Annotated in this window: 27 protein-coding genes and 1 other RNA gene; 15 read left to right on the top strand and 13 right to left on the bottom strand. The window is 66.1% G+C overall.

Annotated features, from left to right (window positions below; translation table 11 throughout):
- Positions 1-68 precede the first annotated feature (68 nt).
- Together alr and XARJCFBP2528_RS16200 are read right to left on the bottom strand one after the other, a co-directional pair.
- On the bottom strand, positions 69-1,169 hold the full coding sequence (gene alr / locus XARJCFBP2528_RS16205) for an alanine racemase (RefSeq protein ID WP_006452575.1): 1,101 nt from the start codon (positions 1,167-1,169) through the stop codon (positions 69-71).
- The gene (locus XARJCFBP2528_RS16200; RefSeq protein WP_016903445.1) at positions 1,169-2,458 is read right to left on the bottom strand and encodes a D-amino acid dehydrogenase; all 1,290 of its coding nucleotides are present in this window, start codon (positions 2,456-2,458) and stop codon (positions 1,169-1,171) included. Before XARJCFBP2528_RS16200 ends, alr begins: the two co-directional genes overlap by 1 nt.
- A gap of 149 nt (positions 2,459-2,607) precedes the next feature.
- Here XARJCFBP2528_RS16200 and XARJCFBP2528_RS16195 point away from each other — a divergent pair, with 149 nt between their 5' ends.
- On the top strand, positions 2,608-3,087 hold the full coding sequence (locus tag XARJCFBP2528_RS16195) for an Lrp/AsnC ligand binding domain-containing protein (RefSeq protein WP_016903444.1): 480 nt from the start codon (positions 2,608-2,610) through the stop codon (positions 3,085-3,087).
- A 120-nt stretch (positions 3,088-3,207) separates the two neighbouring features.
- Here the strand turns inward: XARJCFBP2528_RS16195 and XARJCFBP2528_RS16190 are convergent, their stop codons facing one another.
- Positions 3,208-3,639 carry a hypothetical protein gene (locus tag XARJCFBP2528_RS16190; RefSeq protein ID WP_016903443.1) on the bottom strand — a complete coding sequence of 144 codons (432 nt, stop codon included), beginning with the start codon at positions 3,637-3,639 and terminating at the stop codon, positions 3,208-3,210.
- A gap of 364 nt (positions 3,640-4,003) precedes the next feature.
- Between XARJCFBP2528_RS16190 and msrB the strand changes: the two genes are divergently transcribed.
- The 5 genes from msrB to motB all read left to right on the top strand — a co-directional run bounded on the left by msrB (position 4,004) and on the right by motB (position 7,122).
- The gene (msrB, locus tag XARJCFBP2528_RS16185; protein ID WP_016905122.1) at positions 4,004-4,468 is read left to right on the top strand and encodes a peptide-methionine (R)-S-oxide reductase MsrB; all 465 of its coding nucleotides are present in this window, start codon (positions 4,004-4,006) and stop codon (positions 4,466-4,468) included.
- 100 nt (positions 4,469-4,568) lie between these two features.
- A non-coding RNA gene (locus tag XARJCFBP2528_RS22780) (sX9 sRNA) lies at positions 4,569-4,639 on the top strand.
- Between the two features lie 44 nt (positions 4,640-4,683).
- A complete protein-coding gene (locus XARJCFBP2528_RS23545; RefSeq protein WP_026064962.1) occupies positions 4,684-4,899 on the top strand; it encodes a hypothetical protein in 216 nt (71 codons plus the stop codon).
- A 161-nt stretch (positions 4,900-5,060) separates the two neighbouring features.
- Positions 5,061-5,915 carry a flagellar motor stator protein MotA gene (motA, locus tag XARJCFBP2528_RS16180; protein ID WP_006452580.1) on the top strand — a complete coding sequence of 285 codons (855 nt, stop codon included), beginning with the start codon at positions 5,061-5,063 and terminating at the stop codon, positions 5,913-5,915.
- A gap of 10 nt (positions 5,916-5,925) precedes the next feature.
- The gene (gene motB, locus XARJCFBP2528_RS16175) at positions 5,926-7,122 is read left to right on the top strand and encodes a flagellar motor protein MotB (RefSeq protein WP_047124890.1); all 1,197 of its coding nucleotides are present in this window, start codon (positions 5,926-5,928) and stop codon (positions 7,120-7,122) included.
- 231 nt (positions 7,123-7,353) lie between these two features.
- Here the strand turns inward: motB and XARJCFBP2528_RS24300 are convergent, their stop codons facing one another.
- Positions 7,354-7,482: a hypothetical protein gene (locus XARJCFBP2528_RS24300; protein WP_016900890.1), complete on the bottom strand. Its 129-nt coding sequence runs from the start codon at positions 7,480-7,482 to the stop codon at positions 7,354-7,356.
- A 147-nt stretch (positions 7,483-7,629) separates the two neighbouring features.
- Here XARJCFBP2528_RS24300 and XARJCFBP2528_RS16170 point away from each other — a divergent pair, with 147 nt between their 5' ends.
- Complete coding sequence (locus XARJCFBP2528_RS16170) at positions 7,630-8,220, top strand: hypothetical protein (RefSeq protein ID WP_016900891.1); 591 nt, start codon at positions 7,630-7,632, stop codon at positions 8,218-8,220.
- A 10-nt stretch (positions 8,221-8,230) separates the two neighbouring features.
- Entirely contained in the window at positions 8,231-8,515 is a 285-nt protein-coding gene (locus tag XARJCFBP2528_RS16165; protein WP_016900892.1) for a DUF4031 domain-containing protein, read from the top strand.
- Positions 8,516-8,831: 316 nt separating this feature from the next.
- Here XARJCFBP2528_RS16165 and XARJCFBP2528_RS16160 read toward each other — a convergent pair whose 3' ends face one another.
- A complete protein-coding gene (locus tag XARJCFBP2528_RS16160; protein ID WP_016900893.1) occupies positions 8,832-9,383 on the bottom strand; it encodes a DUF6630 family protein in 552 nt (183 codons plus the stop codon).
- 163 nt (positions 9,384-9,546) lie between these two features.
- On the opposite strand from XARJCFBP2528_RS16160, the gene XARJCFBP2528_RS16155 reads away from it, so the two are divergent.
- On the top strand, positions 9,547-9,813 hold the full coding sequence (locus XARJCFBP2528_RS16155) for a DUF3297 family protein (RefSeq protein ID WP_016900894.1): 267 nt from the start codon (positions 9,547-9,549) through the stop codon (positions 9,811-9,813).
- Between the two features lie 408 nt (positions 9,814-10,221).
- On the opposite strand, the gene XARJCFBP2528_RS16150 is transcribed toward XARJCFBP2528_RS16155, so the two are convergent.
- The 4 genes from XARJCFBP2528_RS16150 to XARJCFBP2528_RS16135 all read right to left on the bottom strand — a co-directional run bounded on the left by XARJCFBP2528_RS16150 (position 10,222) and on the right by XARJCFBP2528_RS16135 (position 14,767).
- A complete protein-coding gene (locus tag XARJCFBP2528_RS16150) occupies positions 10,222-10,983 on the bottom strand; it encodes an ABC transporter permease (protein ID WP_016900895.1) in 762 nt (253 codons plus the stop codon).
- On the bottom strand, positions 10,980-11,924 hold the full coding sequence (locus XARJCFBP2528_RS16145) for an ABC transporter ATP-binding protein (protein WP_047124889.1): 945 nt from the start codon (positions 11,922-11,924) through the stop codon (positions 10,980-10,982). The genes XARJCFBP2528_RS16150 and XARJCFBP2528_RS16145 overlap by 4 nt, the downstream gene beginning before the upstream one ends.
- Positions 11,925-12,211: 287 nt before the next feature.
- The gene (locus XARJCFBP2528_RS16140) at positions 12,212-13,849 is read right to left on the bottom strand and encodes a Na+/H+ antiporter (RefSeq protein ID WP_016900897.1); all 1,638 of its coding nucleotides are present in this window, start codon (positions 13,847-13,849) and stop codon (positions 12,212-12,214) included.
- 276 nt (positions 13,850-14,125) lie between these two features.
- The gene (locus XARJCFBP2528_RS16135; RefSeq protein WP_223571135.1) at positions 14,126-14,767 is read right to left on the bottom strand and encodes a hypothetical protein; all 642 of its coding nucleotides are present in this window, start codon (positions 14,765-14,767) and stop codon (positions 14,126-14,128) included.
- 624 nt (positions 14,768-15,391) lie between these two features.
- On the opposite strand from XARJCFBP2528_RS16135, the gene XARJCFBP2528_RS16130 reads away from it, so the two are divergent.
- Complete coding sequence (locus XARJCFBP2528_RS16130; protein WP_016900899.1) at positions 15,392-15,949, top strand: fasciclin domain-containing protein; 558 nt, start codon at positions 15,392-15,394, stop codon at positions 15,947-15,949.
- Positions 15,950-16,421: 472 nt separating this feature from the next.
- Here XARJCFBP2528_RS16130 and XARJCFBP2528_RS16125 read toward each other — a convergent pair whose 3' ends face one another.
- The 4 genes from XARJCFBP2528_RS16125 to XARJCFBP2528_RS16110 form a co-directional block, all read right to left on the bottom strand.
- On the bottom strand, positions 16,422-17,861 hold the full coding sequence (locus XARJCFBP2528_RS16125; RefSeq protein ID WP_016900901.1) for a UdgX family uracil-DNA binding protein: 1,440 nt from the start codon (positions 17,859-17,861) through the stop codon (positions 16,422-16,424).
- A 204-nt stretch (positions 17,862-18,065) separates the two neighbouring features.
- Positions 18,066-19,310 (bottom strand): putative DNA modification/repair radical SAM protein, encoded by a 1,245-nt coding sequence (locus XARJCFBP2528_RS16120; protein ID WP_016900902.1) that lies wholly within the window; start codon positions 19,308-19,310, stop codon positions 18,066-18,068.
- Positions 19,311-19,697: 387 nt separating this feature from the next.
- Positions 19,698-20,528 carry a dioxygenase family protein gene (locus XARJCFBP2528_RS16115; protein ID WP_047124888.1) on the bottom strand — a complete coding sequence of 277 codons (831 nt, stop codon included), beginning with the start codon at positions 20,526-20,528 and terminating at the stop codon, positions 19,698-19,700.
- Positions 20,529-20,559: 31 nt separating this feature from the next.
- The gene (locus XARJCFBP2528_RS16110) at positions 20,560-20,970 is read right to left on the bottom strand and encodes a DoxX family protein (protein ID WP_016900904.1); all 411 of its coding nucleotides are present in this window, start codon (positions 20,968-20,970) and stop codon (positions 20,560-20,562) included.
- A gap of 105 nt (positions 20,971-21,075) precedes the next feature.
- Here XARJCFBP2528_RS16110 and XARJCFBP2528_RS16105 point away from each other — a divergent pair, with 105 nt between their 5' ends.
- From XARJCFBP2528_RS16105 to XARJCFBP2528_RS16085, 5 genes are all read left to right on the top strand, one after another.
- Complete coding sequence (locus XARJCFBP2528_RS16105) at positions 21,076-21,969, top strand: LysR family transcriptional regulator (protein ID WP_047124887.1); 894 nt, start codon at positions 21,076-21,078, stop codon at positions 21,967-21,969.
- Positions 21,970-22,062: 93 nt separating this feature from the next.
- Positions 22,063-22,632: a flavodoxin family protein gene (locus XARJCFBP2528_RS16100; protein ID WP_047124886.1), complete on the top strand. Its 570-nt coding sequence runs from the start codon at positions 22,063-22,065 to the stop codon at positions 22,630-22,632.
- Positions 22,633-22,931: 299 nt separating this feature from the next.
- Positions 22,932-23,927: an aldo/keto reductase gene (locus tag XARJCFBP2528_RS16095; protein WP_047124885.1), complete on the top strand. Its 996-nt coding sequence runs from the start codon at positions 22,932-22,934 to the stop codon at positions 23,925-23,927.
- 116 nt (positions 23,928-24,043) lie between these two features.
- The gene (locus XARJCFBP2528_RS16090) at positions 24,044-24,739 is read left to right on the top strand and encodes a glycosyltransferase (RefSeq protein WP_047124884.1); all 696 of its coding nucleotides are present in this window, start codon (positions 24,044-24,046) and stop codon (positions 24,737-24,739) included.
- A gap of 152 nt (positions 24,740-24,891) precedes the next feature.
- On the top strand, positions 24,892-26,955 hold the full coding sequence (locus tag XARJCFBP2528_RS16085; protein WP_080959852.1) for a M13 family metallopeptidase: 2,064 nt from the start codon (positions 24,892-24,894) through the stop codon (positions 26,953-26,955).
- Positions 26,956-26,975: the final 20 nt, after the last annotated feature.

Genomic DNA, 26,975 nt, shown 5'->3' with positions numbered 1-26,975 from the left:
CGAGGCTTCGCTCGTACCCTCATCCGGCGCTGCGCGCCACCTTCTCCCGATGGGAGAAGGGATGCAACTTACCGGGTCACTTCGTCGCCCACTGCCGCCTCACCTACATACGTCCGCGGCACGCGCTTGAGTCCACACAGCAGCTGATACGCGCTGACATTGCACTGCGTGGCCAACGGGGCGACCCGTGGCGCATCGCCCCACAGCTGGACTGGCGCGCCAATCTCCGCCTGCGGATGCTCGGTGAGATCCACGGTGAGCATGTCCATCGAGACGCGACCGATCAACGGGCAGACCACCCCATCCACAAGCACCGGGGTGCCATTGGGTGCGAACTGCGGATAGCCGTCGGCATATCCCATCGCCACCACGCCTACGCGCGTGGGCCGTTGCGCAACGAAGCGGGCGCCGTAGCCCACCGGCTCGCCGGCCGGCAGCTCCCGCACGGAGATGATGCGCGAGCGCAGCGTCATCACCGGGCGCAGTTGCGCAGTGCTCTCGGTCTCCTGCGGGAACGGGTTTGCGCCATACAGCATCAGCCCCGGGCGCGACCAATCGTTGCGCAGCGCCGGCCAGCCGAGCAGGCCGGGCGAATTGCGCAGACTGGTTTCCGCGCGCATGCCGCCTGCGGTGAGCGCGAAGGCCACCGCCTGTTCGTCGGTGCGGCTGCACTCCAGTTCATCGGCGCGCGCCAGGTGGGTCATCAGCACCAGCGAGGCAATCTGCGGCAGCCCGCGCAAGCGCAACCACGCGGCGCGAAAATCTTCCGGCGACAAGCCGAGCCGATGCATGCCGCTGTCCAGCTTCAACCACGCCCGTAACGGGCGTGGGCTCTGAAAGTCGGCCAGCGCGCGCACCTGCTGCGTGGTGGCTGCCACCGTCCACAGATCGTGCTCGGCGATCAGGCGCAGTTCGTCGTGTTCGAAAAAACCTTCCAGCAGCAAAATCGGCGCACGGATGCCGGCCTGGCGCAGCTCCAGGGCCTCTTCGATACAGGCCACCGCAAAGCCGTCGGCTTCCGGTTCCAACGCCTGCGCGCAGCGCACCGCGCCATGCCCGTAGGCATCGGCCTTGACCACCGCGAGGGCCTTGCTGCCGCCCAGGCGCTTGGCCAGGCGGTAGTTGTGACGCAATGCATCCAGATCGATCAACGCTTGCGCAGGACGCACTACGCGGCCTCCTGCTGCGCGCGGGCGCTGCGTGGCGAGAGGTAACGGAACACATCCAGGCCTTCGGTATCGATGTCCGGGCTGCGGCCCTGCATCAGGTCGGCCAGATAGCGGCCCGAGCCGCAGGCCATGGTCCAGCCCAGGGTGCCGTGGCCGGTGTTGAGGAACAGGTTGGAATACGGCGTGGCACCGACCACCGGGGTGCCATCGGGCGTGGCCGGGCGCAGGCCGGTCCAGAACTCGGCCCTGGCCAGATCGCCGCCGCCCGGGAACAGGTCGTTGACCACCATTTCCAGGGTGGCGCGGCGGCGCGGATTCAACGACAGATCGAACCCGGCCACCTCGGCCATGCCGCCGACGCGGATGCGCTCGTCGAAGCGGGTGATGGCGATCTTGTAGCTCTCGTCCAGCACCGTGGAGGTTGGCGCGCGCTGCGCGTCGACAATCGGGATGGTCAGCGAATAGCCCTTGAGCGGGTACACGGGCAGATGCATGCCGAGCGAGAGCAGCAGGTCGGCCGAATAGCTGCCCAGTGCCAGCACGTAGCGGTCGGCGGTTTCGAGCCGGCCATCGATCTGCACGCCGGTGACGGTGCGGCCGTCATGCTCCAGGTGCTCGATCTGCTGCCCGTAGCGGAATTGCACACCGGATTGCGCGGCCAGCGCAGCCAGGCGCTGGGTGAACAGCCGGCAGTCGCCGGTCTGGTCTTCGGGCAGGCGCAAGGCACCGGCCATCTGCGCGCCGCCACCGGCCAGGCCGGGTTCGAACTGGGCGATCTGCGCCGGGGTCAGCAATTCGTACGGCACGCCGTACTGGGCCAGCACTTCGATGTCCTGCGCGGCGGCATCCAGCTGTTGCTGGGTGCGGAACAACTGGGTGGTGCCGAGCTGGCGGCCTTCGAATTCCAGCCCGGTGCTGGCGCGCAGTTCATTGAGGCAATCGCGGCTGTAGTCGGACATGCGCACCATGCGCGCCTTGTTTACCGCATAGCGCTCGGCAGTGCAGTTGCGCAGCATCTGGGTCAGCCAGGCCAGCTGGCGCAGATCGCGGGTGGGCCGGATCGACAACGGCGCGTGCTGGGCGAACAACCACTTCATCGCCTTGCCCGGCACGCCAGGGGCGGCCCAGGGCGAGGTGTAGCCGAATGACAGCTGGCCCGCGTTGCCGTAGCTGGTTTCCAGCGCCGAGGCCGGCTGGCGGTCGACCACGGTGACCTCGCAGCCGGACTGCGCCAGATACCAGGCGGTGGTGGTGCCGATGACGCCGCTACCGAGAATGAGCACCCGCATGTCGTTCTCCTGGAAAGGGTATTCCCCCACAACCAAGCGCCGAGGGAGACAGTTAGACGCAGTATATTGCGAGCCAGGCAGTGCCGGTCCTGGAATCGGCGCTACTTCGCAGTGAAATTTCCTGCCAGTTCTGTAGGGAGACAGACCTCATGGCCACCCGTGCGCGCGAGCTGGACAAGATCGACCGCAAGATTCTGCGCATCCTGCAGCAGGAGGGGCGGATTTCCTTTACCGACCTGGGCGAACGGGTGGGCTTGTCGACCACGCCTTGCACCGAGCGCGTACGCCGGCTGGAGCGCGATGGCGCCATCACCGGCTACTACGCGCGGCTGGACCCGCACATGCTCAAGGCCAGCCTGCTGGTGTTCGTGGAGATCAGCTTGGCCTACAAATCCGGCGACATCTTCGAAGAGTTCCGCCGCGCCGCGCTCAAGCTGCCCAACGTGCTGGAATGCCATCTGGTCTCGGGCGATTTCGATTACCTGCTCAAGGCGCGCATCAGCGAGATGGCGTCCTATCGCAAGCTGCTCGGCAGCACCTTGTTGACCTTGCCGCATGTACGCGAGTCCAAGAGCTACATCGTGATGGAAGAGGTCAAGGAGACCCTGGCGTTGCCGATTGCGGACTGAGGCGGGGATTGGGGATTGGGGATTGGGGATTCGTGGTCGGCGACGCAGCGAAGCCTGGGACGGCGGTTGGATGGAGACCGATCTGATTGCTGCGGATCAGACATCGACTGCTGCCGGATCTCAGCGCACCACGCGCATGCCGTCGCCGGCCGGAACCGCGTCGTAATAACGCCCGGTCTTGGTGTCCAGCACCCGGTTGGCGCCGGCCGGCTGCATGCCTTGCAGCAGGCGGCCATTGCGGTCGTAGACCATCGGCGCGCTGGCAGGCAGCACCTGGCTACCGGCCGGAGCCACCGGTCTCTGTGCCGGGCCACGGGTGGGAATGCTGGGCGCGACCGGGCGCTGGCCGAGCTGCGAGGGCACCGGACTGGTGCCTGGCGCTGGCTGCACTGCGCGCGGCGCGGTCAGCGTGGGCTGCGCAGGCGTCGGCGTAGTGATCGGCTGCAAGGTGTTGGACGAGCGCGTGGTAGTGGCCGATTGCGCCAGCGCCGCGCCGGCAATCGCCAGCAGGCCGCACAGCAGCAGGCCGCGCGTTGAAGAATGGATCGCCATGACGGACACCGTGATTGATTGGGCGGTATTGACTGGGTGGGGGCGCCGGTGTGCTGCAGCAATGCACGGGATCGGCTGCGGGATGAACGCGTTCGCGAGATGAGTGCAGCGCGAAGAGTCCCTTCTCCCATCGGGAGAAGGTGGCGCGCAGCGCCGGATGAGGGTGCGAGCGAAGCCTCGCAGTGCCCATCGTGCAGCGGCTTCGCCCCGTACCCTCACCCCAACCCCTCTCCCGCAGGGAGAGGGGCTTGATTCTCTGCGGACGGAAGAAGGCTTCGAGCACTTAGGTTGAACGCAGGCTTCCGCGCCCACATCACTGAGGGCAGACGCGGCACCCTGCCAGCGCGCGCATGCGAGAGCCTTCATGAGCCAGTTCGATCTGACACCGCCCTCCCCCGCCCAACGCGATGCCCTGATCGCCGGGCTCAGCGACGAGGAGCAGCGCGTGCTGCTGCAGCACGGCACCGAGGCGCCGTTCTGCGGGGTGTTCCTGGACAACAAGCTGGAGGGCGTCTACACCTGCCGCCTGTGCGGGCTGCCGCTGTTCCGTTCCAGCGCAAAGTTCGAATCCGGTACCGGCTGGCCGAGCTTCTTCGCCCCGTACGATGCGGCCCACGTGCGCGAGATCCGCGACATCAGCTACGGCATGATCCGCACCGAGATCGTCTGCGCGCGCTGCAACAGCCACCTCGGTCACGTGTTCCCCGACGGCCCGCCGCCGACCGGCGAACGGCATTGCCTCAACTCGGTCTCGCTGGGCTTCACCGAAGATGGCCAGGCACTGCCGAACCCGCTGCAACGCGACGGTGCCGAGGCGCAACCGGCCTGACCTGGCGAGGCCGCCCAGCAAGCAGTGGCGACCCACTCAGAGCGACTCACAGAACTACAGCGCAATCGTCAGGCGGGCGCGGCCGGCGCCCGGAATCGGCATGCACGGTTCATTTCGGTTCCTGTGCGCCGTCCGCACCCACCTGACGGCCGCTCGCTACGTTCCTCTTACTGCCCACACCATTGCTCGCTGTAGTGCTAGAAACTGCCACGACAATGACGCTCGACGCTCGGCGGCGGGTCATCCGGGACGTGGTGCAGACGCTGAAGTTTGCTGCCGAGCGCAACCTGCGCATCAAGTCCGCCGATGCTGGTGCCACCGCCAATGCAGAGGCCGCTTGCTGCAATGCGCTGTCTCGACGCACACAGCAGTCGATGCAAATCGCAAGTTCAACCAGGCAGACCTTGTCATCACAAGCCTCACTGCGGTGAACGCCTTGCCGCAGTAAGCGCGATGCCGCTGATCGCCCTGTGTGAAGCCGTCATCGCACCACCCGATCGTTCAGTTACAGCACACACCTTCACGCCGTGCACTTCAAGAATCCGCCGCGCGCGCCGAAACAACAGCAACCCTGTTTGCTTTTGGCTGCGCCATGCTCATCATCATCGGCTTCATCGTCGTCATCGTCAGTGTCCTCGGCGGCTATGTGCTGTCGCACGGAAAGCTGGGCGCGTTGTGGCAGCCGTACGAGCTGTTGATCATCGGTGGCGCGGCGCTGGGCGCGTTTCTGGTGAGCACGCCGGGCAAGATCGTCAAGGAAACCTTCAGTAGCGTGCTGGGCGTGTTCAAGGGCCCGCAGTACAAGTCCGAGGACTACAAGGACACCCTGAGCCTGGTCTACGAACTGTTGAACAAGGCCCGCCGCGACGGCTTCATGGCCCTGGAAGATCACGTCGAAAAACCGCAGGACAGCACCATCTTCGGCAACTATCCCAAGGTGGTGGCCGACCATCACCTGCTGGACTTCATCACCGACTGCCTGCGCCTGATGATCGGCAGCAACATCGAGCCGCACGAGCTGGAGCCGCTGCTAGAACTGGAACTGGAAAAGCACCACCACGAGGCGATGGCGCCCTCGCATGCCTTGAGCAAGGTGTCCGACGGACTGCCGGGCTTCGGCATCGTGGCCGCCGTGCTCGGCATCGTGATCACCATGGGCTCGATCGGTGGCCCGATCGAGGAGATCGGCCACCACGTCGGTGCCGCGCTGGTCGGTACCTTCCTCGGCATCCTGCTGGCATACGGCTTCGTGGCGCCGTTGTCGGCGGCAATGGAAGCGCGTGCCGATCAGGACGGGCGCATCTATGAAGCGGTCAAGACCGCGCTGCTGGCCTGCCTGCGCGGCTACAACCCGAAGATTGCGCTGGAATTCGCGCGCAAGACGCTGCCCTCCAACGTGCGTCCGAGCTTTGCGGATTTCGAAACGCACCTGAAGACGATCAAGTAGGGCCGCAGTCATGGCCGAGGGCAAATCCACCGTCGTCATCCGACGGGTCAAGAAGGTGCAGGGCGGCGGCCATCATGGCGGCGCCTGGAAAGTGGCGTTTGCCGACTTCGTGACCGCGATGATGGCCTTCTTCCTGGTGCTGTGGCTGATGGCCGCCACCACCAAGGAGCAGCGCGCGGCGATCTCGGAATACTTCCGCAATCCCAGCCCGTTGTCGGGCAAGTCGCCGGCCCCCTCGCCGGGCATGAATGGCCCTGGCGGCGCCAGCACCTCGATGATCAAGCTCGGCGGCACCGCCGACATGGCCAAGGGGCAGAAGGACGAGATGGGCCGCAAGCGCGACAACGCTGCCGACACCAACGAAGACAGCCGCGCCAGGGACAAGAAGCGCCTGGAAGCGCTGATGCAGGACCTAAAAGAGGCCATCGACAAGAGCCAGGCGCTGGAGCCGTTCAAGGACCAGTTGCTGCTCGACCTCACCCCGGACGGCCTGCGCATCCAGATCGTGGACAAGCAGAACCGGCCGATGTTCGACATGGGCCGCGACCAGCTCAAGCCGTACACCGTGGCGATCCTGCGCGAGCTGTCCAGCTTCATCAACCAGGTGCCCAACCACATCAGCATCACCGGCCACACCGACACCACCGCCTACAGCAGCGATACCGGTTACACCAACTGGGAACTCAGCGCCGACCGCGCCAATGCCGCGCGCCGTGCGCTGGTGGGCGGCGGCATGGACGATGCCAAGGTCACCCGCGTGGTGGGGCTGTCCTCGTCGGTGCTGTTCGACAAGACCGACCCGCAGAACCCGATCAACCGCCGCATCAGCATCGTGGTGATGACCCAGGATGCCGAACAGGCCGCGCTGGCCGGCGCCGGCCAGGGCATTGCGCTGGGCAAGCCGACCCACGATGCCGACACCCATGTGCCGGATCTGAGTGCCGCGGCGACCGCCACCACGGCGGTGGGGACACCGGCTGCGCTGCCTGCGGCAGGACCCACCGCAGCTGCGCCGGCGGGCGGACCTGCGGCAGCGGCCAGCGCCACAACGCCTGCTGCAGCGCCCCCGGCCACCAGCGCTGCGCCGGCGGCACCGCGCGTCTCCACGCGCAGCCAGGTGGCTTCGGCCACCGCACTGGCCAAGGCTGCCGAAGCCGCCGTGGCCGCACCGCGCACTGCGGTCAGCGAAGTACCCGCGCGGCGCTGAGGGCGGCGAGGGAACTTGACCTGAAGTTGTCTGGCGGTTCTTGGCGTTCTTGGCGTTCTTGGCGTTCTTGGCGTTCTTGGCGGTTGCGGACGGTTGCGGACGGTTGCGGGCTGCGGTTGCGGGCGGCGGCAGACGGCAGACGGCAGACGGCAGACGGCACGTTGTCGCGCATGTCGAATCAGATGTGCATGCCGAACTTGATGCGCATGTCGGATCTGGTCGCCCTGCGGGCTACTTGTCGTCCTGCTTGCCGTCCTGCTTGCCGTCCTGCTTGTCGGGCTGCATGCCGATCCTGACCAGCAATCGCGCGTTGGCGCTCCGACAGACCCGCGGTGCCAGCCGCTGCAGCCTGTCCGACATATCGGCGTCAGCGGCCTTCGGAACGCCGGAAACGCCGACAGGCGCATCGCCCGGCGCGGCCGGCGTTCATCGGCCTGGCGGCGGCACCCGAGCCGGGTCACGCGCAAGCGCCTAGAATGGTCGGCCATTCCCAGCGTCGAGAACACCGTGTCCCGCAATTCCAAGGCCAAGCGCGACAAGCGCAAGAAGTCCCAACCCAAGCGCCCGATCGTCCGTCTGGGCCAGGCGCCGCAGATCGCCAACCATGCCGTGCTGCAGGATGCCGACGGCCGCGTGGTCGCTGCGATCGGCTTGCAGAACGGCAGCGAATGGCTGCTGTCGATCGGCGGCCAGACCATGGGCAGCGCCGACAACCCGGTGCCGATGCTGGCCATGCTCAAGCACCTGGCCAATCTGCAGGAGAAGGAAGGCAAGACCATCTCGCTGGAATACTCCACCCAGCTGCAGCAGATGATCGACGACCTGGCCGCCGAAGACGGCAAGACCGCCGAGGAATACCTGACCACGCTGGTGTCCGAGTTCGAGAACAGCGACGCTGAAGGCGACGACGGCGAAGCCGAAGACGCGGACGTCGAGGCAGGCGATGCCCAGGCAGATGCCGACGCGGACACCGATGCCGATGCCGATGCTGATGCCAGCGCCGAAGACGCTACTGCCGACACCGCAGGCGACGCGTCGCAGGACGACGCCGACGACGCAACCGACGGCGGCAAGAAGAAGAAGGGCAAGAAGGCCTGAGGGCCCGCCGGTGGCCGTCTACGTCGACGATGCGGTGCATCCGTGGCGCGAGCAGCGCTGGGCGCACCTGCTCGGCGATACGCTGGACGAGCTGCATGCAATGGCGGCGCGGCTGGGCATTCCCCGCCGCGCCTTCCAGAACAAACTCAGCGGCGCGCACTACGATGTGTCCGCGACGCTCCGCGCCGAAGCGATCGCGCTCGGTGCCATTGCGATCTCCCGTCACACCGATCGCGCCCTGCTCAAGGCCTTGATCGCCAACGCGCGTGCACAGGCGCGCGGCGAGGTGCCTTGAGGCGGGGATTGGAGAGTCGGGATTGGGGAGTCGCAACGGCGATGGCCGCGGGCTGATCGGCGGCACGCCGTTGTAGGAGCGCGCCTGAGCGCGAGGAGCTGTCCCGGTAACGCCCGATCGCACGCAGGCACGCTCCTACGTCGCAATCGCTGGGCCATGGACGATGCCTGCGCGGCAGACCCTAGCGGCCACCACGCGCTTGGCATGCTGCTTCGGCAGCACGCACCACTGCGGCTCGACACAACCACACCCACACATCGTTCCTGCGATTCCCGAATCCCGATTCCCGAATCCCGATTCCCCAAATCCCGGCCCCTCAGAACGCCTCGTTCCCCAGCCGCACTTCCACCCCCAACAGCGAGGTCAGCGTCAGCATGGCGTCGTCGTCGCGGCTGAGCGCGATCCAGCCGGCATAGGCGTCGCCGCCGGTGTTCCAGTTCCACAGCGAGTAGCCGTGCTCGCGCAGACGATCGAAGGCCACCGCCATCAGGTCGGGCACACTCAGATCGCTGGAAAACTCCTCGTCATCCAGGTCGCCGCCCCAGTCGATGCGCAGGTTCCAGCGCGCGCTGAGTTCGTCGATGGCGGCAATGAACGCGTCGGTGTCCTTCCAGTCCACGAAAAAGCCGGAGCGCCAGTCGATCGCATCCTTCAAGGCCCACAACCAGGCATCGTCGCCCTCGTCGTCGTCCAGGTCGGCCTGCGCCTCGCGCCAGGTATCGAACTGGCCCAGGGCGGTGTCTTCGTCGCCGGGATTGATCAGCACCAGCAGATTCCACACCCGCGCCGGGTGGTCGTCGACGTCGTCTTCGTCGCCTTCGGGCTGCAGGCCTTCCTCGTCTTCGTAATCGGCGCTGTTATCGGGCATGGCGGTCTGGTTCCAGGGATGCAGGCGTGAAGTGTGAGGCCTGGCGGGGCGCAAGCAAACCGCCCGGCGCGTGCGCAGGCAGCGCCGGGGCTGATCTTCGCGGCGCGGGCCCGTATCCTGTGCGGCCGAAGACGGCCATCCCGGCCGCCATGACGCCTTTCCCATGAGCGATACCCCTCCCGATCATCTGGCCATCGATGCACGCAGCCCGTTCCACAATGCCGATGCGCTCAGCCGCGGCGTCGGCGTGCGCTTCAACGGCGTCGAACGCGACAACGTGGAGGAGTATTCGGTCAGCGAAGGCTGGATCAAGGTGCAGGTCGGCAAGGCCCGCGACCGTCGCGGCAACCCGATGACGATGAAGATCAAGGGTGAGGTGGTGGCCTACTTCCTGGACACCAAGAGCGACGCCAAGCCGGCTGCCGAATAAGACCACGTCACGCCGGGCTACTGCAGGCCGGCTGCCCCGCGCCGTGGTTGCAGGGCCCTGGCCGCCCACCCTCGCGGGGCACGCTGCAACAAGTACGTCCTTGCATAAGCGCTGACGCCGCATCCATGCCGCATCAGGTCTGGAGACGCTGAGTGGGCGAGGACCCTCGGAGGTGGTCGTTTCGTTGCGCAGAGCTTTCAATAAAGCAGCCGGCAAACTGTCTGGTGCGGTGCCCTCGCCGATTGCCGGACCGTGTGGCGACATGGATGCCGCTACCGAGCCCCAGGGCCAGGTTCACCGCGCTCCCGCGAGCAGCGAGGGCGCTGCGCATTCGCGCCAGTCAGCGTTGACCCGGACTGCCGGCGGCATCCACCAGGATGCGGCCGACCAAACCACTGCCGTCACCACTCACGCCTTGAGCCGGTAACCACTGCGGAAGATCGCCGCCACCACGCCCAGGCACACCAGCAGGAACAGGAAGGTCATGCCGGTGCTCACCGCGATGTGCACGTCGGCCTTGCCGTAGAAACTCCAGCGGAATCCGCTGATCAGGTACACCACCGGGTTGAACAGGGTGACCTTCTGCCATAACGGCGGCAGCATGTTGATCGAGTAGAAACTACCGCCCAGGAAGGTCAGCGGCGTCACCACCATCAGCGGGATCACCTGCAGTTTTTCGAAGCCGTCGGCCCAGATGCCGATGATGAAACCGAACAGGCTGAAGGTCAGCGCGGTGAGCACCAGAAAGCCCAGCATCCACAGCGGATGCGCGATCTCGTAAGGCACGAACAGCCGCGCGGTGAGCAGGATCAGCAAGCCCAGCAACACCGACTTGGTCGCCGCCGCGCCCACATAGCCGATCACGATCTCCCACCAGGCCACCGGCGCCGACAGCACCTCGTAGATGGTGCCGGCCCAGCGCGGCATGTAGATGCCGAACGAGGCGTTGGAAATGCTCTCGTTGAGCAGGGACAGCATCACCAGCCCGGGAATGATGAAGGCGCCGTAGCTGATGCCGTCGATGTCGCCCATGCGCGAGCCGATCGCCGCGCCGAACACCACGAAATACAGTGAGGTCGACAACACCGGCGAGGCGATCGACTGGGTCAGCGTGCGGAAGGCGCGCGCCATTTCGAAGCGGTAGATCGCCGCGATCGCATGCCGGTTCATGCGCGCACCTCCACGTTGCGGGCGCCATGCACCAGGTTGACGAAGATCTCCTCCAGCGAACTCTCGCTGGAATGCAGGTCCTTGAAGTCGATGCCCTGCTCGTTGAGCCGGCGCAGCAACGCACCGATACCTGTCTGCTCGGCCTGGGTGTCGAAGGTGTAGACCAGGCTGTTGCCGTCGGCCGACAGCTCCAGCGGCAGGTCGCCCAGCGCGGCCGGGATGGCCTGCAGCGGCGCCTGCAGGCTCAGCGTGAGCTGCTTCTTGCCGAGCTTGCGCATCAGCGTGTGCTTGTCTTCCACCAGCACCAGCTCGCCGCGATTGATCACCCCGACCCGGTCGGCCATGTCTTCGGCTTCCTCGATGTAATGGGTGGTCAGGATCACCGTGGTGCCCTGCTCGCGCAGCCTGCGCACCATCTGCCACATGTCGTGACGCAGCTCCACGTCCACGCCTGCGGTGGGTTCGTCCAGAAACAGGATGCGCGGCTCGTGCGCCAGCGCCTTGGCGATCAGCACGCGCCGCTTCATGCCGCCGGACAGCGTGGAAATCTTGTTGTGGCGCTTGTCCCACAGCGAGAGCTCGCGCAGCACCGTTTCCAGATACGCCGCGTTGGCCGGCTTGCCGAACAGCCCGCGACTGAAGCGCACGGTGGCCCACACGGTTTCGAACGCATCGGTGGCCAGCTCCTGCGGCACCAGGCCGATGCTGGCACGCGCGGCGCGGTAGTCGCGCACGATGTCGTGGCCGTCGGCCAGCACGGTGCCGGTGCTGGGGTTGATCAGCCCGCAGATGATGCTGATCAGCGTGGTCTTGCCGGCGCCGTTGGGACCGAGCAGCGCGAAGATCTCGCCGCGCCGGATCTGAAGGTCCACCTGCTTGAGCGCCTGAAAACCGCCAACGTAGGTCTTGCTCAATCCCTGGATGGAAACGATTGGAGTCATGTCTTCTGCACTGGAGCGATCAGCCGCACAGGGTAGGCCGTGCGCCATGAAGATGGGAGAAGTGCGGATGGAATGGTGTCTTCCGGCGCGCGCCGGGAAGCGTCAGCGAACTGGACCGCTCACGCCTGCTGTGTCAGTTAGTCGACGCATCTCCATGTAGGAGCGCGCCCGAGCGCGATGGGGCTTTCCCGCCAACGCCCCATCGCGCCCAGGTGCGCTCCTACCCGAACACGGCAACCGCTGCTGCTCCTGCGATTCCCGACTCCCGATTCCCGATTCCCGCGCGCTCAAGCCCGCTTGCGCGACTCGATCAGGTCCAGATTGCGCACCAGCCGGCGCGACAGGTCGTCGGAAATCTCGCGGCGCCTGGCCAGCTTGAACAGCTCGTTGCGCTCGGCCACCAGCGCGGCATGGCGGAACTGGCGCAGCGCCTGTTCGTAGGCACCGGCCTCTTCCGGATCGGTCTCGGCCATGTCCACCGCGCCGAGCTTGCGCTGATAGCGCTGGCTGACCTGATTGGCGGCGGCGTTGTAGCGCTCGGCATGCTTGCTGCCGTCCACCAGCCGCTGACGCAGTTTTTCCACCGCTTCCAGCGCCGCCTGCGAGGCGGCCTTCACCGCCAGGTCTTCCTTGAGCTGTTCGTCTTCCTCTTCGGGCAATTCCAGCCCGCGTAGCAGCCGCGGCAAGGCCACACTGGCCACCAGCAGCGACACCAGGATCACCGAGGCAGCCAGGAAGATCGCCAGCTGGCGGGCCGGAAACGGCGAGCCGTCTTCCAGCATCAACGGTAGCGTGAGCACGCCGGCCAGGGTGATCGCACCGCGCACGCCGGCCAGCGAGACCGCCACCACGATGCGCCATGGCGGGCTGACATGCTGCTCGCCGCGCCACTGCGCCTTGAAGATGTTCCAGCGCAGCGACAGGAACACCCACACGAAGCGCAACGCCATCAGGCTGGCACTGATGGTGGCCACGTACACCGCCAGCCACCACGGATTGAGGTGCCCGGCTTCCTGCACGCTGCGCACCGCCCCGTCCAGGATGCCCGGCAACTGTTCGCCCAGCAGCACGAAGATGATGCCGTTGAAGGTGAACTGCACCGTGTCCCACACCGCCGAGCGCTGCAGCCGCATGTTGCCCGGCGCGTTGCCGGCCATTTCCACGTAGCTCATGGTGACGCCGGCGGCCACTGCGGCCAGGATGCCGGAGGCATGGAAGGCCTCGGCCAGCAGATAGGCCGCGAACGGGGTCAGCAGATTGACCAGGATCGCCGAACCCGGCTCCTCGCCGAAATGACGCCAGATCCAGGCCTGGATGCGGCTCAGGCCGAAGGTGGTCGCCACGCCCAGCGCCAAGCCGGCCAATGCCACCCACAGGAAGGTCAGCGAGGCGGTGGCGAGCGAGAAGCTGCCGGTCAGCACCGCGGCCACCGCGAACTGGAAGCACACCAGCCCGGAGGCATCGTTGAGCAGGGACTCGCCTTCCAGGATGTGCATCAGCCGCTTGGGAATCGACACCTTGGAGGCGATCGAGGACACCGCCACCGGATCGGTCGGCGAGATGATCGCCGCCAGTGCGAAGGCCACCGCCAGTGGCATCGCCGGGATCAGCCAATGGATCAGCAGGCCCGCACCGATCACGGTGAACACCACCAGACCCAGCGCCAGCTCGAGGATGGCCGCCTTATCGCGGAACAGGCCTTGTTTGGGAATGCGCCAGCCATCCAGGAACAGCAGCGGCGGCAGGAACAACAGGAAGAACAGCTCCGGTTCCAGCTCGTGCCCGGCATCGAACACACCCGAAACCACCGCGCCAAGCGCAATCTGGACCAACGGCAGGGGCAACGAGAACGGCAGGATGCGGATCAGATAACCGCTGGCCGCGACCGCCAGCAACATGGCGAGGACGACATCGATCGAATGCATGGAAAACCCGGAAGAAGAAACGGTGCGCGCGTGCGGCATCGCATAGTGCAACGCACCATCACGCGCCTACGGAAACATACCGGTTTGCATCCGGCGATGAAACCTTTGCGCCACCTCGCCCGGCTTGCCGTTCGTTGCGGCAGATCTGCCATCGGGGCCCGTCGATGTCACACCGTTGCCGACTCGGGTCGGCGCGGCGCCGTTGGATACGCCAGCGAATGGACGCGCGCCCTGTTGCGGGAGTGCCCTGCCAGGCAGTTCACCGACAGACTGCAATCAGCTATGGCGAACGTGCCGCTTCGCATGCGGGGACGATTGCCGCGTGGTCTCGACCGGGACGATGAAGGTCGCTCGCTGCAGTTGCAGCCTGGAGTCGTAGTGACTCACCACCACCTTGACTGCCTTGGGCTTTTTCCGGAAGGCATACGGCCACTGCGCGCCAACCATCTGCTGGCCGATCTTCTGGCCGTTGGCGTCTTCCACGAGGTTGAGGTGTACCGGGTAATTGCCTGCGCCGCCATTGTCCGCATCGTTGGCATCGACCACATCGATATGGGCTTTCGAAAACGCCAGCGTCGAGGGCCCGCCATCCTTGTAGTTGGCGCTGTCATCGAACCCGATGTTCCTGTAGCTGTAACTCACCAGCAGCACCTGCGTGGGCCGCCAGGACCCACCGCCATCGTCATGGATTCTCACCTTGGCCGGGCGCACGGCATCGATAGTGAACTGCCACTCGCCCGGAACAATCCATTGCTGCCCTGGCCGATAGGCTTCACTGGACGGAGCAACGGCCTTTGCCGGCGTTGACGTCGGAGCCCGCACTGCGGCCGAAGCCTGCGTGATGCCGCACACCATCACGCTTGTAGCCGTGAATACTCGTAGTGCCAGCCGCGTGCATTGGATTTTTTTCTGTGTCATCTAGCTACAACCTTTCTGCGTGATTCGGTGAATTGCGTTGCCCGCAAATGCGGAGCCAGCCTGCAAGGTTCAGCGTCGTTATCTGCACTCCACGCTGCCTGCGATGAGTGCAGCCGGCGGCGCGAGGTTACATGACACAAGCAGCAGATCACTGACGACATCATGCTACAGCGTTGCTTATTTAGTCCGGCTTCACCCACGAACTCATGTAGCAAAAAAGCCACTCGCGATTCACGCATTCGATCATCGGGTTGCAACACCAAAGATAATCCTGCCTACCCTGTTTGCGTTTGCTGGCAATTTTGGTCAGCAACGCATTGAACCTTGCCTGCACTGGCTGCGTATCGCATGGACGGCGGCAGGCGAATCGCGTCCTGTCTGCAATGGCACCTCGACCTGCATCGCTTCGGTTTCGACCGCCGACAAGTGTTCGGGTTGCAGCTGCCGCCCGAGCCCAGCGAGCGCAACAGGCTGCATCGATGCCTGCGTTATGACGCTCTCGAGCGACGCGGTGCCGGGTACGCCTGTGTAAAGACCGCGTGATGCATCCGCGCTGCATCTACCCGCGTATCCAGCACTACGATTGCCATCCAGGCAGTCGCTTACCCAAAGGATCGATGCCTCATGAAGACCTCATTCCAGTCGCTTGCCATTGCCACTGCCATCGCCCTGACCAGCGCCATGGCCCCCGCTTACGCCGCATCGAACCCGACCGTGGGCGGTGCGCCGATGCTGGTGACCAAGGACATCGTCGACAACGCCGTCAACTCCAAGGACCACACCACCCTGGTCGCCGCGGTCAAGGCCGCTGGCCTGGTCGACACGCTGAAGGGGCCGGGCCCGTTCACCGTGTTTGCTCCGACCAACGCCGCATTCGCCGCCCTGCCGGCCGGCACGGTGGAAACGCTGCTCAAGCCCGAATCCAAGCCCACGCTGACCAAGGTGCTGACCTATCACGTGGTACCGGGCAAGGTCGACGCCGCATCGCTGATCGCCAAGATCAAGGCCGGCGGCGGCAGCGCCTCGCTGACCACCGTGCAGGGCGAGGCGTTGACCGCAAAGCTCAACGGCAAGAAGGTCACCATCACCGATGCCAAGGGCAACACCGCCAACGTCACCATTGCCGATGTCATGCAGAGCAATGGCGTGATCCATGTGGTCGACAAGGTGTTGATGCCGTAACGGCAGCTCGCTGCCTGACGCAGGCAGTCGCAGGCGCGTGACCTGCATCGGCGGAACGCAGCCAGGTTCCGCCGATGGGTCGACGACGAATTGCGCACGCCAGCAACGTTCAGAGCAGCTGCATTGCCGCAAGCACTCGGGCAGGCGTGGACGCTGCGCTCGACACCGGCAGGTACGGGTGGTACATGCCGATGTCGAACATCGCGCCTGCCTTACCAACATGCAGCAGTCGTGTCGGCCGCTGCCTCAAGTGATTGGTTGCACTGGCGTTGCACGGCAACGCCAGTGCATCAGCTGCACATGACTTAGGTACAGACACTGCTGAATCGTTGTATCCGCGCGTGCCTGGAAACAAGCTCCAGGCAGCGCCACCACACCGCAAAGCGGCGGTGAGGGAACCACTGGCTCGCCAGTGGTTCCACTTGGTGTCTCGTTCTCCGACACCGTGCGCGTGCATTTGCACGCGCATTTTTTATGTCTTCGCCATGCGCTCCGCAGCGACCGGTGCATCCAGCAACTGGCGCAGATCCTCCACAAACCCGCGGTAGCCTTCCTCGCGCGCGGCCTCCGAGCCCTGCCGCAATACCCAGGAGGGATGCACGGTGGTCAGCACCGGTGTGCCGTCGTCCAGCCGCTGCCACTGACCGCGCTGCTGCATCAAGCGAAAGCTGTTTCCCAACACCGCCTGTGCCGCGGTTGCGCCCAGACACACGATCTGCGCCGGACGCAGCTGCGCGCGTTCGGCATGCAACCAGCCACTGCAGGCCTGCACATGCGACCGTTCCGGGTTGCGATGCAGCCGCCGCTTGCCGCGTTGCTCGAAGCGGAAATGCTTGACCGCATTGGTCACGTAAACCGTGGCGCGGTCGATGCCGATTTCGCCCAGCGCCATATTGAACAAACGCCCGGCCGGCCCGACGAACGGACGCCCGCTCAGATCCTCTTCGTCGCCGGGCTGCTCGCCGATCACCATCACCGACGCGTCGCTCGGCCCTTCGCCGAACACCGTCTGCGTTGCCGGCTGCCATAACGCGCAACGCCGGCAATCGCGTGCGGCCACACGCAACTGCGCCAGGCTTTGCGTGGCCACTGCCGGGGCCGGCGCCGCCGCCACCGGCACTCGCCGCCGCACCGGCTCGGGCGCACGCTCGGCCATCTCGCGCACGCGCACCCCGGCCTCGCGGATCAGCTCCGGCAACAGGCTCGCCTCGGGCAGGTTCTTCCAGTATTTCTGCGGCATTTCCTGCCGCATCATGGTCGGGTTGAGCCGCGCCGGATTGAAGATATGCGCGTAATAGGTACGCCAGAGCGTCTCCTGCGCATCGTCGGCCGGCACCTGGGTGCGCACGGCGCCTTCGCCGAACGTCAACGCCTCGCCGTCCCAGCGCACGCTGCGATACGGGGTGAGGATCGCCCAGCGCATGCCGGCGAAGCGGCGCGCGAAAAACGGCGCCACCCGATCCACGATCCAATGTTCGGGCTCGAACCACGCCACGAAGTCTTCCTCTTCCACCGGCAAACGCCGAAAGCGCACGAACGCCTTCATCTTGTGCGTATCGCGCTGCACCGCCTTTTGCCACTGCGTCACCCGATGCACATCGACATCGGTGGCCCGCTCGAGCAGCGCGCGCTCGCCGCAGGCCACCCGCCACAACAGCCGGTACAGCACCGCATAGCGCTGCGGATCGCGGTGACACAACACCGCCCCCGCCATCTGCAGGAACTGCGCCGATACCCGCGGCGGCGCAGCCACGGCCGGCAAATCCGGCAGCCCCTGCCCCATCAACAAGCCGCCCTGCGCTCCGCCATTCCACGCGATGGCGTCGGGCTCCACCTGCGCGCACCAGCCCGCCCGCGCCAGCGCACGCCATGCTTCAAGGCTCCAACCCGGCTCGACGTCAGCGTTGTACATCGCGGTGGTCAGGATTGCAGAGGTGGGAGTGGGGATTGGGAATTGGGGATTCGCAAAGCGTCGCGTTCCTGTGTCAGCACTGGCCTTCGGTGGCAGCTTTGCGCCTGATGCGACCCTTCTCCGCGCTTCGGGCAACTTGCCCGGCAACACGGCAGATGCCAGCGGAAACGGCGGTGCGCCGGATGCCGGCGGCCAGCTGCGGTTTCAATCGAACAAACTCGCCTGTCTGGGTGCCGGCGCCAGTTGCGCGCGCAAGCGCACCGGGTCGTCCAGGCGCTGGCGCGGATGATGGTCCAGCACGCTCACAAACGGCAGCAGCTTCTTCATCGGCACCCGCAACCGCGCCAGGTCGCCCACCCGCAAGCGCGCATGCCGGCGCGACAACAACAGGCGCTCCACATTGCGGGTGCCCAGGCCCGGCACCCGCAGCAGCATCTCGCGCGGCGCCGCGTTCAGATCCACCGGAAACCGCTCCGGATTGCGCAGCGCCCAGGCCAGCTTCGGATCCACGTCCAGATCGAGCATGCCGCTGGACTGCGCCGGTGCGATCTCCTCCACGCTGAACTCGTAGAAGCGCAGCAACCAGTCGGCCTGATACAGCCGGTGCTCACGCTGCAACGGCGGTGCCTGCAGCGGCAATTTGGACGAGGCATCCGGGATCGGGCTGAAGGCCGAGTAGTACACCCGGCGCATCCGGTAATTGCCGTAGAGATTGTGGCTGGTGTCCAGGATGCTGCGATCGTTGGCATCGTCGGCGCCGACGATCATCTGCGTGCTTTGCCCGGCCGGCGCAAAACGCGGCGGCTTGGCGCGGCGCAGCTTTTCGGCCTTGCGCTCCAGCTGGTTTTCTTCGATGCGCCAACGCAGTTCGCCCATTGCCGAGCGAATGCCACCAACGCTTTTTTCCGGCGCCAGCAGCGTCAATCCCTGCTCGGTCGGCAGCTCCACGTTGATGCTCAGGCGGTCGGCGTAGCGGCCGGCGGCGGCCAGCAATTCCGGCGTTGCATCGGGGATGGTCTTGAGGTGGATGTAGCCGGCGAAGTGATGCACCTCGCGCAGCTGCCGCGCCACTTCCACCAGCTGCTCCATTGTGTAATCGGAGTTGCGGATGATGCCGCTGGACAGGAACAGGCCTTCGATGTAATTGCGCTTGTAGAAGTCCAGCGTCAGCGTGACCACTTCTTCCGGCGTGAAGCGCGCGCGGCGCACGTTGCTGGACACGCGGTTGACGCAATACGCGCAATCGAACACGCAGAAGTTGGTGAGCAGGATCTTCAACAGCGACACGCAGCGGCCGTCGGGCGTGTACGAGTGGCAGATGCCCATGCCCTCGGTGCTGCCGATCCCGCCGGTGCCGAGCGAATTGCGCTTGTTCGCGCCACTGGAGGCGCAAGACGCGTCGTATTTGGCCGCATCGGCCAGCACTGCGAGTTTGTCGAGGATTTTCACGCAAGCAGCATGTCGTGAAGGCGTCTCAGCCTATGAGACTGCACCGCACTTCATCGTGAATGCTTCAGAGCGCTGCGCTGCCGGCACTTGTCGGCAGCATGCCTTTTGGCTGCGCTGCCGGCACTTGTCGGCAGCATGCCTTGTCGCTGCGCTGCTGGCTCTTGCGGGCAGCATGCCTGGTCGCTACGGCCAGTGTGCCCTAGGTACCAAGCCGTATCACCATGGATCTTGCCTGGTGTAGCCACCGCACCACAGCGGTTTGCAGCGGCAGCAACTGGCCACATGGCATGGCTTGAATGCGGCTGGGTAGTGCCTCGGGATTGCGGGGCCGACATGCTGCCTGCCCCGTCGATAGCGACGGTGCAGGCGTGCTGCGGTCGCCTGGGCTCAGGCGGCGACCGGGCCCGCAAGCGCGCGATCATCTCCGGGATCGCCGTCGAACCGGTAGATATCCATCGCCAGAAATCCCGCGTCGATGCCGGCATCGATGCGCCGTGCGCCGAGCCGGTCGGCGCCGGCGGCGCCCATCGCCACGTACAGCGGCAACAGGTGCTCGTCGGTGGGATGCGCCCGTGCGGCATGCGGTGCCTGCCGGCGATAGTCCAGCAACGCGGCGATGTCGTCCTCCACCAATTTGCGCTCGGTCCACTCGATGAAGGGCCGCACATACGGCGCCTCGCGCTCGGCGCTGTAGCCATGGCGGAAGTCGTGCAGGTTATGGGTGATGCTGCCCGAGCCGATTACCAGCACCCCGTCTTCGCGCAGCGGCGCCAGCGCGCGGCCGACCGCAAACTGGTGCGCCGGCCCCAGCTCGGGCTGGATCGACACCGACACCACCGGGATGTCGGCGGCCGGATACAGCAGGCGCAGCGGCACCCACACGCCATGATCGAAGCCGCGCTGCGGATCCAGGTGCGGATGCAGGCCGGCCTGTTCCAGCCGGCGCAGAATCTGCTGCGCCAGCGTCGGCTCGCCGGGCGCGGGATATTCCAGCTCGTACAGCGGTGCCGGAAAGCCGCCGAAGTCATGGATGGTGGGCGGCCGCGCCGCGCCGCTGACCAGCGGGCGACGGCCAAGCCAGTGCGCGGATGCCACCACGATCGCGCGCGGCCGCGGCAAGGTCTGCGCGAGCTCGGCCAGGCGCTCGCCGACCTGCCCTGGCTGCAGCGCAGTCATCGGCGATCCGTGCGAGATGTACAGGGAAGGCAAACGGGTCATGGCGTACTCCTCGAAAGAACGACAGGCAGCCTCAACGCGCCGGCTTCAGCGCCCACGCGCCTTCGCCGAGCAGGGCTTGCACGATCAGCAACACCGCCCACAGCGCCGGGTATTCCCAGCCGCCGCCCGGATTGGAGAAACCGAAGCCGTTGCCGCCGTGCACGCTGACGATGGTGCCCAGCAGCAGCGGCACGCCCAGCAACCCGACCCAGCGCGCATAGATGCCCAGCAGCAGGGACAGGCCCAGACCCAATTCCAGCGCAATGGTGAGATAGGCCAGCGCGCCCGGCAGGCCCAGCGAGTGGAAATAAGCCACGGTGCCGGCCGGGGTGAACACCAGCAACTTGGTCAGGCCGTGGGCCAGGAACAGCACGCCCAGGCTGATGCGCAACAAGCCGGCGCCGTAGGCAGCGGTACGCGGGGAAGCAAGCGAGGTGGACATGGGACGGACTCCGGTGAGGACCTGCACAGCCTATTGCTTACAAATTTCTGATAAATAGTTTTAGTTCGGATAATTTATTGCGATCAAAGCAACAATCGGACACCCATGGATACCCTCGATGCGATGCGCGTGTTCGCGGCAGTGGCCGAACGTAGCGGCTTCAGTGCGGCCGCCGACGCGCTGGACCGCTCTACCGCCAGCGTGACCCGGCAGGTCGCCGCGCTCGAGCAACGGCTGGGCACCCGCCTGCTCAACCGCACCACCCGGCGGGTCAGCCTGACCAGCGCCGGCACCGCGTATTACCAGCGCTGTCTGCAACTGCTGGCCGACCTGGACGATCTGGAGGCCACGGTCGGCGCGCAGGCGCTGGAGCCGGCCGGGGTGCTGCGCGTCAATGCGCCGGTGAGCTATGGCATCGAGCGCCTGGCCGCGCTGCTGCCGGGCTTTTGCGCGCGCTACCCGCAGGTGGAACTGGACCTGTCGCTGTCGGACCGGCTGGTGGACATGGTCGAAGAAGGCTTCGATGTCGCCATCCGCATCACCCGGCAGCCGGCGCCGACGTTGATCGCCCGGCGCCTGGGCACGGTCCGCCTGGTGCCCTGCGCGGCGCCGGCCTACCTGGCCCGTGCCGGCACCCCGATGCACCCGTCCGACCTGGCCGGCCACGACTGCCTGCTGTACCACTACTCGCCCAACGGCGACGAAGTGCGCTTCCATGGGCCCGATGGCGATAGCGATGTGCGCATCCACGGCAGCCTGCGCGCCAACAACGGGCATGTGTTGAGCGCGGCGGCGGTGGCCGGCCTGGGCATCGCGATGCAGCCGGACTTCCTGGCCGACGAACATCTGGCCGCTGGCCGGCTGGTACGCATCCTTCCGCAGTACGCACTGGGGGAGATCGGCATCTTTGCCGTCTATACCAGCCGCAGCCACCTGGCCCCGAAGGTGCGCAGCTTCATCGACTACCTGGTCGACAGCCTGGGCGATGCCGGGCGCTGATGAGCCCGGCAACAGTACGTCCCGTCGATGGTCATTAACCTGACGCCGCATGTGTGGTCACAATCAAGATCCCCTCGAGCCACAGGATTGCGCATGAGCAAGATCGCCATCATCTATTTCAGCGGCTACGGCCACACCGTCAAACTGGCCGAAGCCGTGCACGCCGGCGCCGCCAGTGTCGGCGAGGCCACGCTGTACCGCATCGATCAGGACGGCAACCTGCCCGACGACGCCTGGGAGGCAATCGCCGCCGCCGACGCCATCATCTACGGCAGCCCCACCTACATGGGCGGGCCGGCGTGGCAGTTCAAGAAGTTTGCCGACGCCAGCTCCAAGCCATGGTTCGCGCAGGCCTGGAAGGACAAGATCGCAGCCGGCTTCACCAACTCGGCCTCGGTGAACGGCGACAAGTACGCCACCATCCAGTATTTCTGGACGCTGTCACAGCAGCACGGCCAGGTCTGGGTCGGTACCGGCCTGCTGCCGTCCAACACCAAGGCGCACGGTCCGCAGGACATCAACTGGACCGCCGGTTCGGCAGGCGCGCTGGCGATCTCGCCTTCCGATGCCTCGCCGGAAGAAGCACCGCGCAGCGGCGACCTGGAAACCGCCAAGCTGCTCGGCAAGCGCGTGGCCGAATTGGCCGGCAAGCTCAAGGGCTAAGCCGCATGTAGCGGCGCCCGCGTAACAGCGCCCGTGCATGGCGGTGGGCCTAGGTCTGCTGGCATGCGCGGACTTTTGCGTGGAGTCGCAGCGCGCGTTCGGGTTTGCGCGCTGTAACGCCGAATGCCCGATACCGCAGCGATCCGGCATTGGGCGCAGGCGTCGGCCCACCCCGTCGCCACGCGCCGCAACCTCGGCATGCAAGCCCCCACAGCGCGTCGTCGCACGGGCCACATCGCGCTAACGCGCGCCGCCGCATCCTTCCCCTGCCTTCTTCGCCGCACGGAGTTTCACGCACCATGCAAACCCGCACGCTTGGCCGTTCCGGCCCCACCGTCTCTGCGCTCGGCCTCGGCTGTATGGGCATGAGCGCGTTCTACGGCGATCGCAGCGACGAGGCCGGCTCGATCGCGGTGATCCATCGCGCGCTCGATCACGGCGTCAGTCTGCTCGACACCGCGGACATGTACGGCCCGCATACCAATGAAATCCTGGTCGGCAAGGCCATCGCCACGCGCCGGCACGAGGTGTTTCTGGCCACCAAGTTCGGCATCAAGCTCGATCCCAACGACCCGTCGGTGCGCGGCATCGATGGCAGCCCGGACTATGTGCAAGCGGCCTGCGAAGCCAGCCTGCGCCGCCTGGGCGTGGAGCACATCGACCTGTACTACCAGCACCGCGTGGACCCCAACGTGCCGATCGAAGACACCGTCGGTGCGATGTCGCGGCTGGTCGAACAGGGCAAGGTGCGTTTCCTGGGGCTGTCGGAGGCCGCTGCAGCCACCATTCGCCGCGCGCATGTGGTGCATCCCATCACCGCGGTGCAGACCGAATACTCGCTGTGGTCGCGCGAGCCCGAGGACAACGGCGTCTTCGCCACCGTGCGCGAGCTCGGGATCGGTTTCGTTCCGTATTCGCCGCTGGGTCGCGGGTTCCTGACCGGCGCATTCGCCTCCCCGGACGACTTCGAGGCCGACGATTATCGTCGCCATTCGCCGCGTTTCCAGGGCGAGAACTTCACCCGCAACCTGCAACTGGTGGAGCAGGTCAAGGCGATCGCCGCCGACAAGGGCATCACGCCGGGGCAGCTGGCGCTGGCCTGGGTGCTGGCGCAGGGCCAGGACCTGGTGCCGATCCCGGGCACCAAGCGGCTGGCCTACCTGGAAGAAAACCTGGGCGCGCTCGATGTGGCGCTGATGCCGGACGAGCTCGCACGCATCGATGCGATCTTCCCGCTGCAGGCCGCGTCCGGTACGCGTTATCCGGAAGCGATGATGGGCGCGCTCAGCCGCTGAGCGCGCCGCGTGGGAGCACATGCAGTCGCGGCCGTCTGACTGTGTGCGCTCACGCCATCGCACCGGTGTGGCTCGCACACTTGCCAGCACCGCCATCCGAGTGACACGCCCTGCCCATGCTGTCTTTCGTGATCCCCGCCCATGACGAGGCCGCGCTGATCGGCCAGACGCTGCACTGCCTGCACGCCTGTGCGCAGGCCATGCAGCTGGACTACGAGGTCATCGTGGTGGCCGATGCCTGCGAAGACGACACCGCCGCCATTGCATGCGCGGCCGGTGCGCGGGTGCTGGACGTGCAATTGCGTCATATCGCCGCCACCCGCAATGCCGGCGCGCAGCAGGCGCAAGGCGACCGCCTGCTGTTTCTGGACGCCGATACGCTGATCGACCCGCAGGTGGTCGGCGCGGCGCTGGCGGCGCTGGATGCCGGCGCGGTCGGCGGTGGCGCGCAAGTGCATCTGCAAGGCAGGCGCGCGTGGCTCGAGCGCATGGCGCAGGCGACGTTCGGCTGGCTGTTCCGTCTCGGCGGCATTGCGCCGGGCTGCTTCCTGTTCTGCACGCGCGCCGCATTCGTCAGCGCCGGTGGTTTCGATACGCGTTACTACGCCGGCGAAGATGTGGCATTGAGCCGCGCGCTGGCACGCTGCGGGCGGTTCGTGATCCTGCGCCAGACCGTGCATACCTCCGACCGCAAGCTGCGCAGCTTTTCCAAGCGCGAACACCTGAGCCTGCTGCTGCGCTTTCTGTGGCGTGGGCGAAGCATGCTGCAGACCCGCGATGCACTGGGGTTCTGGTATCAGCGCCGGCGCTGAACCGCGCGTGTCCGCAGGGCTGCTGCACCGGGTGCGCGCTGCCATCGCGCCGGGACGTGGCGTCGGCGGCAATTTACACTGGCATGTCTGTTTTTCGTTTTCCGAGTTGCGCTCGCATGGCTCTTTTGTACCGTCCTGTCCTGATCGCTGCGCTGTCGGCTGCCCTGCTGAGCACCGCCGCGTGCCACCGCGATGACACCTCACCGGCGACGCACGCCAAGCCCACGCCCACCACGCCGAAGCTGGGCGATTTCGGTTTCGATGCGACAGGCATGGACCGCAGCGTGTCAGCAGGCGACGACTTCTTCAGCTACGCCAGCGGCAACTGGGTCAGAACCACCCAGATCCCGGACGACCGCTCCAGCTTCAACAGCTTTGTCAGCATCGCGATCACGACCGAGCAACATAGCCGCGACATCATCGAAGGCGCCGCCGCCAACGACCGTGTCACCGGGGCAGACAAGCAGATTGGCGATTACTACGCGGCCTACATGGACGAAGCCGGGATCGAGGCCAAGGGCGCAGGCCCGGTGCAACCGGAACTGGACGCGATTGCGCGGCTAGATGACAAACAGGCGCTGGCGCGCACCCTGGGCCGGCAGCTGCGCGCCGATGTGGACCTGCTCAACTCCACCAATTTCCATACCGACCGGCTGTTCGGTCTGTGGATCTCGCAGGATCTGCATCACCCGGGGCGCTATGCGCCGTATCTGGTGCAAGGCGGTCTGGGCATGCCGGACCGCAGCTTCTATCTGGACGAGGGACGCATGACGCAGATGCGCGACGCCTACCGCGCGCACATCGTCAAATTGCTGGCCCTGGCCGACATCGATGACGCGGCGGCCAGGGCCGAGCGCATCCTGGCACTGGAAACCGCGATGGCCCGCGTGCACGCCACCGCCGAACAGACCAACAACGTGCAGGCCGGCGCCAACGCCTGGAAACAGGCCGATTTTGCGCGTAACGCACCTGGCCTGGAATGGGCGCCGTTCTTCGACGCGGCCGGCCTGAAGGCGCAGCAGGACTTCATCGTCTGGCAGCCCGGGGCGGTGACCGGGTTGTCGGCGCTGGTGCGTTCCGAGTCGCTGCAGACCTGGAAGGATTACCTGAGCTTTCGCGCCCTGGACCGCGCCTCGCCGTATCTGTCCAAGGCCTTCGCCGATGAGCGGTTTGCGTTCTACGGCACCACGCTGGAAGGCACGCCGCAACAACGGCAGCGCTGGAAGCGAGGCATCGATGCCACCAACGCGGCCTTGGGCGAAGCGGTGGGCGAGCGCTATGTGCAGAAGTACGTCAGCGCCCAGACCAAGACGCGTGCCGAGGAGATGGTCAAGAACATCGTCGCCGCCTTCGGCAAACGCATCGACGCGCTGGAGTGGATGAGTCCGCAGACCAAACAGCATGCCAAGGCCAAGATTTCCGGGCTGACGGTGGCGGTGGGGTATCCGGACACCTGGCGCGACTACAGCGGGCTGGAGGTGCGCCGCGACGATGCGCTGGGCAATGTGCAGCGCGCCGAACTGTTCGAGTACCGGCGCAATCTGGCCAAGCTGGGCAAGGCCGTGGATCACCGCGAGTGGTACATGCTGCCACAGGAGGTCAACGCGCTGAACGTGCCGTTGGAAAACCGCCTGTTGTTTCCGGCAGCGATCCTGCAGCCGCCGTTCTTCGACCCGGCGGCCGACGATGCGGTGAACTACGGCGCCATCGGCGCGGTGATCGGCCACGAGATCAGCCACAGCTTCGACAACATGGGCGCGCAATTCGACGAACATGGCGAGCTGCACAACTGGTGGACGCCGCAGGATCTGAAAAAGTTCGAGGCCGCCGGCAATGCGCTCGCCGCGCAGTTCAGTGCGTACAAGCCGTTCGACGACCTGAGCGTCAACGGCAAGCTGACGCTGGGCGAGAACATCGCCGATGTGGCCGGCCTGGCGACTGCCTACGATGCCTATCAGATATCGTTGCAGGGCAAGCAACCGCAGACCATCGACGGTTTCAGCCCGGATCAGCGCTTCTTCCTGGGCTTTGCGCAGGCCTGGCGCGGCAAGTATCGCGACGCGGCGCTACGCAATGCCGTACTCACCGACGTGCACGCACCCGGACGCTTCCGTGCACAGACCGTGCGCAATCTCGATGCCTGGTATCCGGCGTTCAATGTGCAGCAGGGCGAGCAGTTGTACCTGCCGCCCGAGCAGCGGGTGCGGATCTGGTAGCCAGCCCCCGCGTCACACCA

Origin of the sequence: Xanthomonas arboricola pv. juglandis, assembly GCF_001013475.1 — a bacterium.
In the GTDB taxonomy this organism is placed as follows: domain Bacteria; phylum Pseudomonadota; class Gammaproteobacteria; order Xanthomonadales; family Xanthomonadaceae; genus Xanthomonas; species Xanthomonas arboricola.
Note: the sequence above shows the minus strand (reverse complement) of the source record. Positions and strands in the feature narration are given on the sequence as shown.

What these genes read in the sequence shown, in the direction of transcription:
- XARJCFBP2528_RS16135 (WP_223571135.1), bottom strand. Translation starts at nt 14,767, where the DNA reads ATGACACAGAAAAAAATCCAATGCACGCGGCTGGCACTACGAGTATTC.
- XARJCFBP2528_RS16105 (WP_047124887.1), top strand. Translation starts at nt 21,076, where the DNA reads ATGGATACCCTCGATGCGATGCGCGTGTTCGCGGCAGTGGCCGAACGT.
- XARJCFBP2528_RS24300 (WP_016900890.1), bottom strand. Translation starts at nt 7,482, where the DNA reads ATGTCGGACAGGCTGCAGCGGCTGGCACCGCGGGTCTGTCGGAGCGCC.
- XARJCFBP2528_RS16195 (WP_016903444.1), top strand. Translation starts at nt 2,608, where the DNA reads ATGGCCACCCGTGCGCGCGAGCTGGACAAGATCGACCGCAAGATTCTG.
- XARJCFBP2528_RS16130 (WP_016900899.1), top strand. Translation starts at nt 15,392, where the DNA reads ATGAAGACCTCATTCCAGTCGCTTGCCATTGCCACTGCCATCGCCCTG.
- XARJCFBP2528_RS16145 (WP_047124889.1), bottom strand. Translation starts at nt 11,924, where the DNA reads ATGACTCCAATCGTTTCCATCCAGGGATTGAGCAAGACCTACGTTGGC.
- XARJCFBP2528_RS16095 (WP_047124885.1), top strand. Translation starts at nt 22,932, where the DNA reads ATGCAAACCCGCACGCTTGGCCGTTCCGGCCCCACCGTCTCTGCGCTC.
- XARJCFBP2528_RS16100 (WP_047124886.1), top strand. Translation starts at nt 22,063, where the DNA reads ATGAGCAAGATCGCCATCATCTATTTCAGCGGCTACGGCCACACCGTC.
- XARJCFBP2528_RS16110 (WP_016900904.1), bottom strand. Translation starts at nt 20,970, where the DNA reads ATGTCCACCTCGCTTGCTTCCCCGCGTACCGCTGCCTACGGCGCCGGC.
- msrB (WP_016905122.1), top strand. Translation starts at nt 4,004, where the DNA reads ATGAGCCAGTTCGATCTGACACCGCCCTCCCCCGCCCAACGCGATGCC.
- XARJCFBP2528_RS16090 (WP_047124884.1), top strand. Translation starts at nt 24,044, where the DNA reads ATGCTGTCTTTCGTGATCCCCGCCCATGACGAGGCCGCGCTGATCGGC.
- XARJCFBP2528_RS16160 (WP_016900893.1), bottom strand. Translation starts at nt 9,383, where the DNA reads ATGCCCGATAACAGCGCCGATTACGAAGACGAGGAAGGCCTGCAGCCC.
- motA (WP_006452580.1), top strand. Translation starts at nt 5,061, where the DNA reads ATGCTCATCATCATCGGCTTCATCGTCGTCATCGTCAGTGTCCTCGGC.
- XARJCFBP2528_RS16140 (WP_016900897.1), bottom strand. Translation starts at nt 13,849, where the DNA reads ATGCATTCGATCGATGTCGTCCTCGCCATGTTGCTGGCGGTCGCGGCC.
- XARJCFBP2528_RS16190 (WP_016903443.1), bottom strand. Translation starts at nt 3,639, where the DNA reads ATGGCGATCCATTCTTCAACGCGCGGCCTGCTGCTGTGCGGCCTGCTG.
- XARJCFBP2528_RS16115 (WP_047124888.1), bottom strand. Translation starts at nt 20,528, where the DNA reads ATGACCCGTTTGCCTTCCCTGTACATCTCGCACGGATCGCCGATGACT.
- XARJCFBP2528_RS23545 (WP_026064962.1), top strand. Translation starts at nt 4,684, where the DNA reads ATGACGCTCGACGCTCGGCGGCGGGTCATCCGGGACGTGGTGCAGACG.
- XARJCFBP2528_RS16150 (WP_016900895.1), bottom strand. Translation starts at nt 10,983, where the DNA reads ATGAACCGGCATGCGATCGCGGCGATCTACCGCTTCGAAATGGCGCGC.
- motB (WP_047124890.1), top strand. Translation starts at nt 5,926, where the DNA reads ATGGCCGAGGGCAAATCCACCGTCGTCATCCGACGGGTCAAGAAGGTG.
- XARJCFBP2528_RS16155 (WP_016900894.1), top strand. Translation starts at nt 9,547, where the DNA reads ATGAGCGATACCCCTCCCGATCATCTGGCCATCGATGCACGCAGCCCG.
- XARJCFBP2528_RS16125 (WP_016900901.1), bottom strand. Translation starts at nt 17,861, where the DNA reads ATGTACAACGCTGACGTCGAGCCGGGTTGGAGCCTTGAAGCATGGCGT.
- XARJCFBP2528_RS16200 (WP_016903445.1), bottom strand. Translation starts at nt 2,458, where the DNA reads ATGCGGGTGCTCATTCTCGGTAGCGGCGTCATCGGCACCACCACCGCC.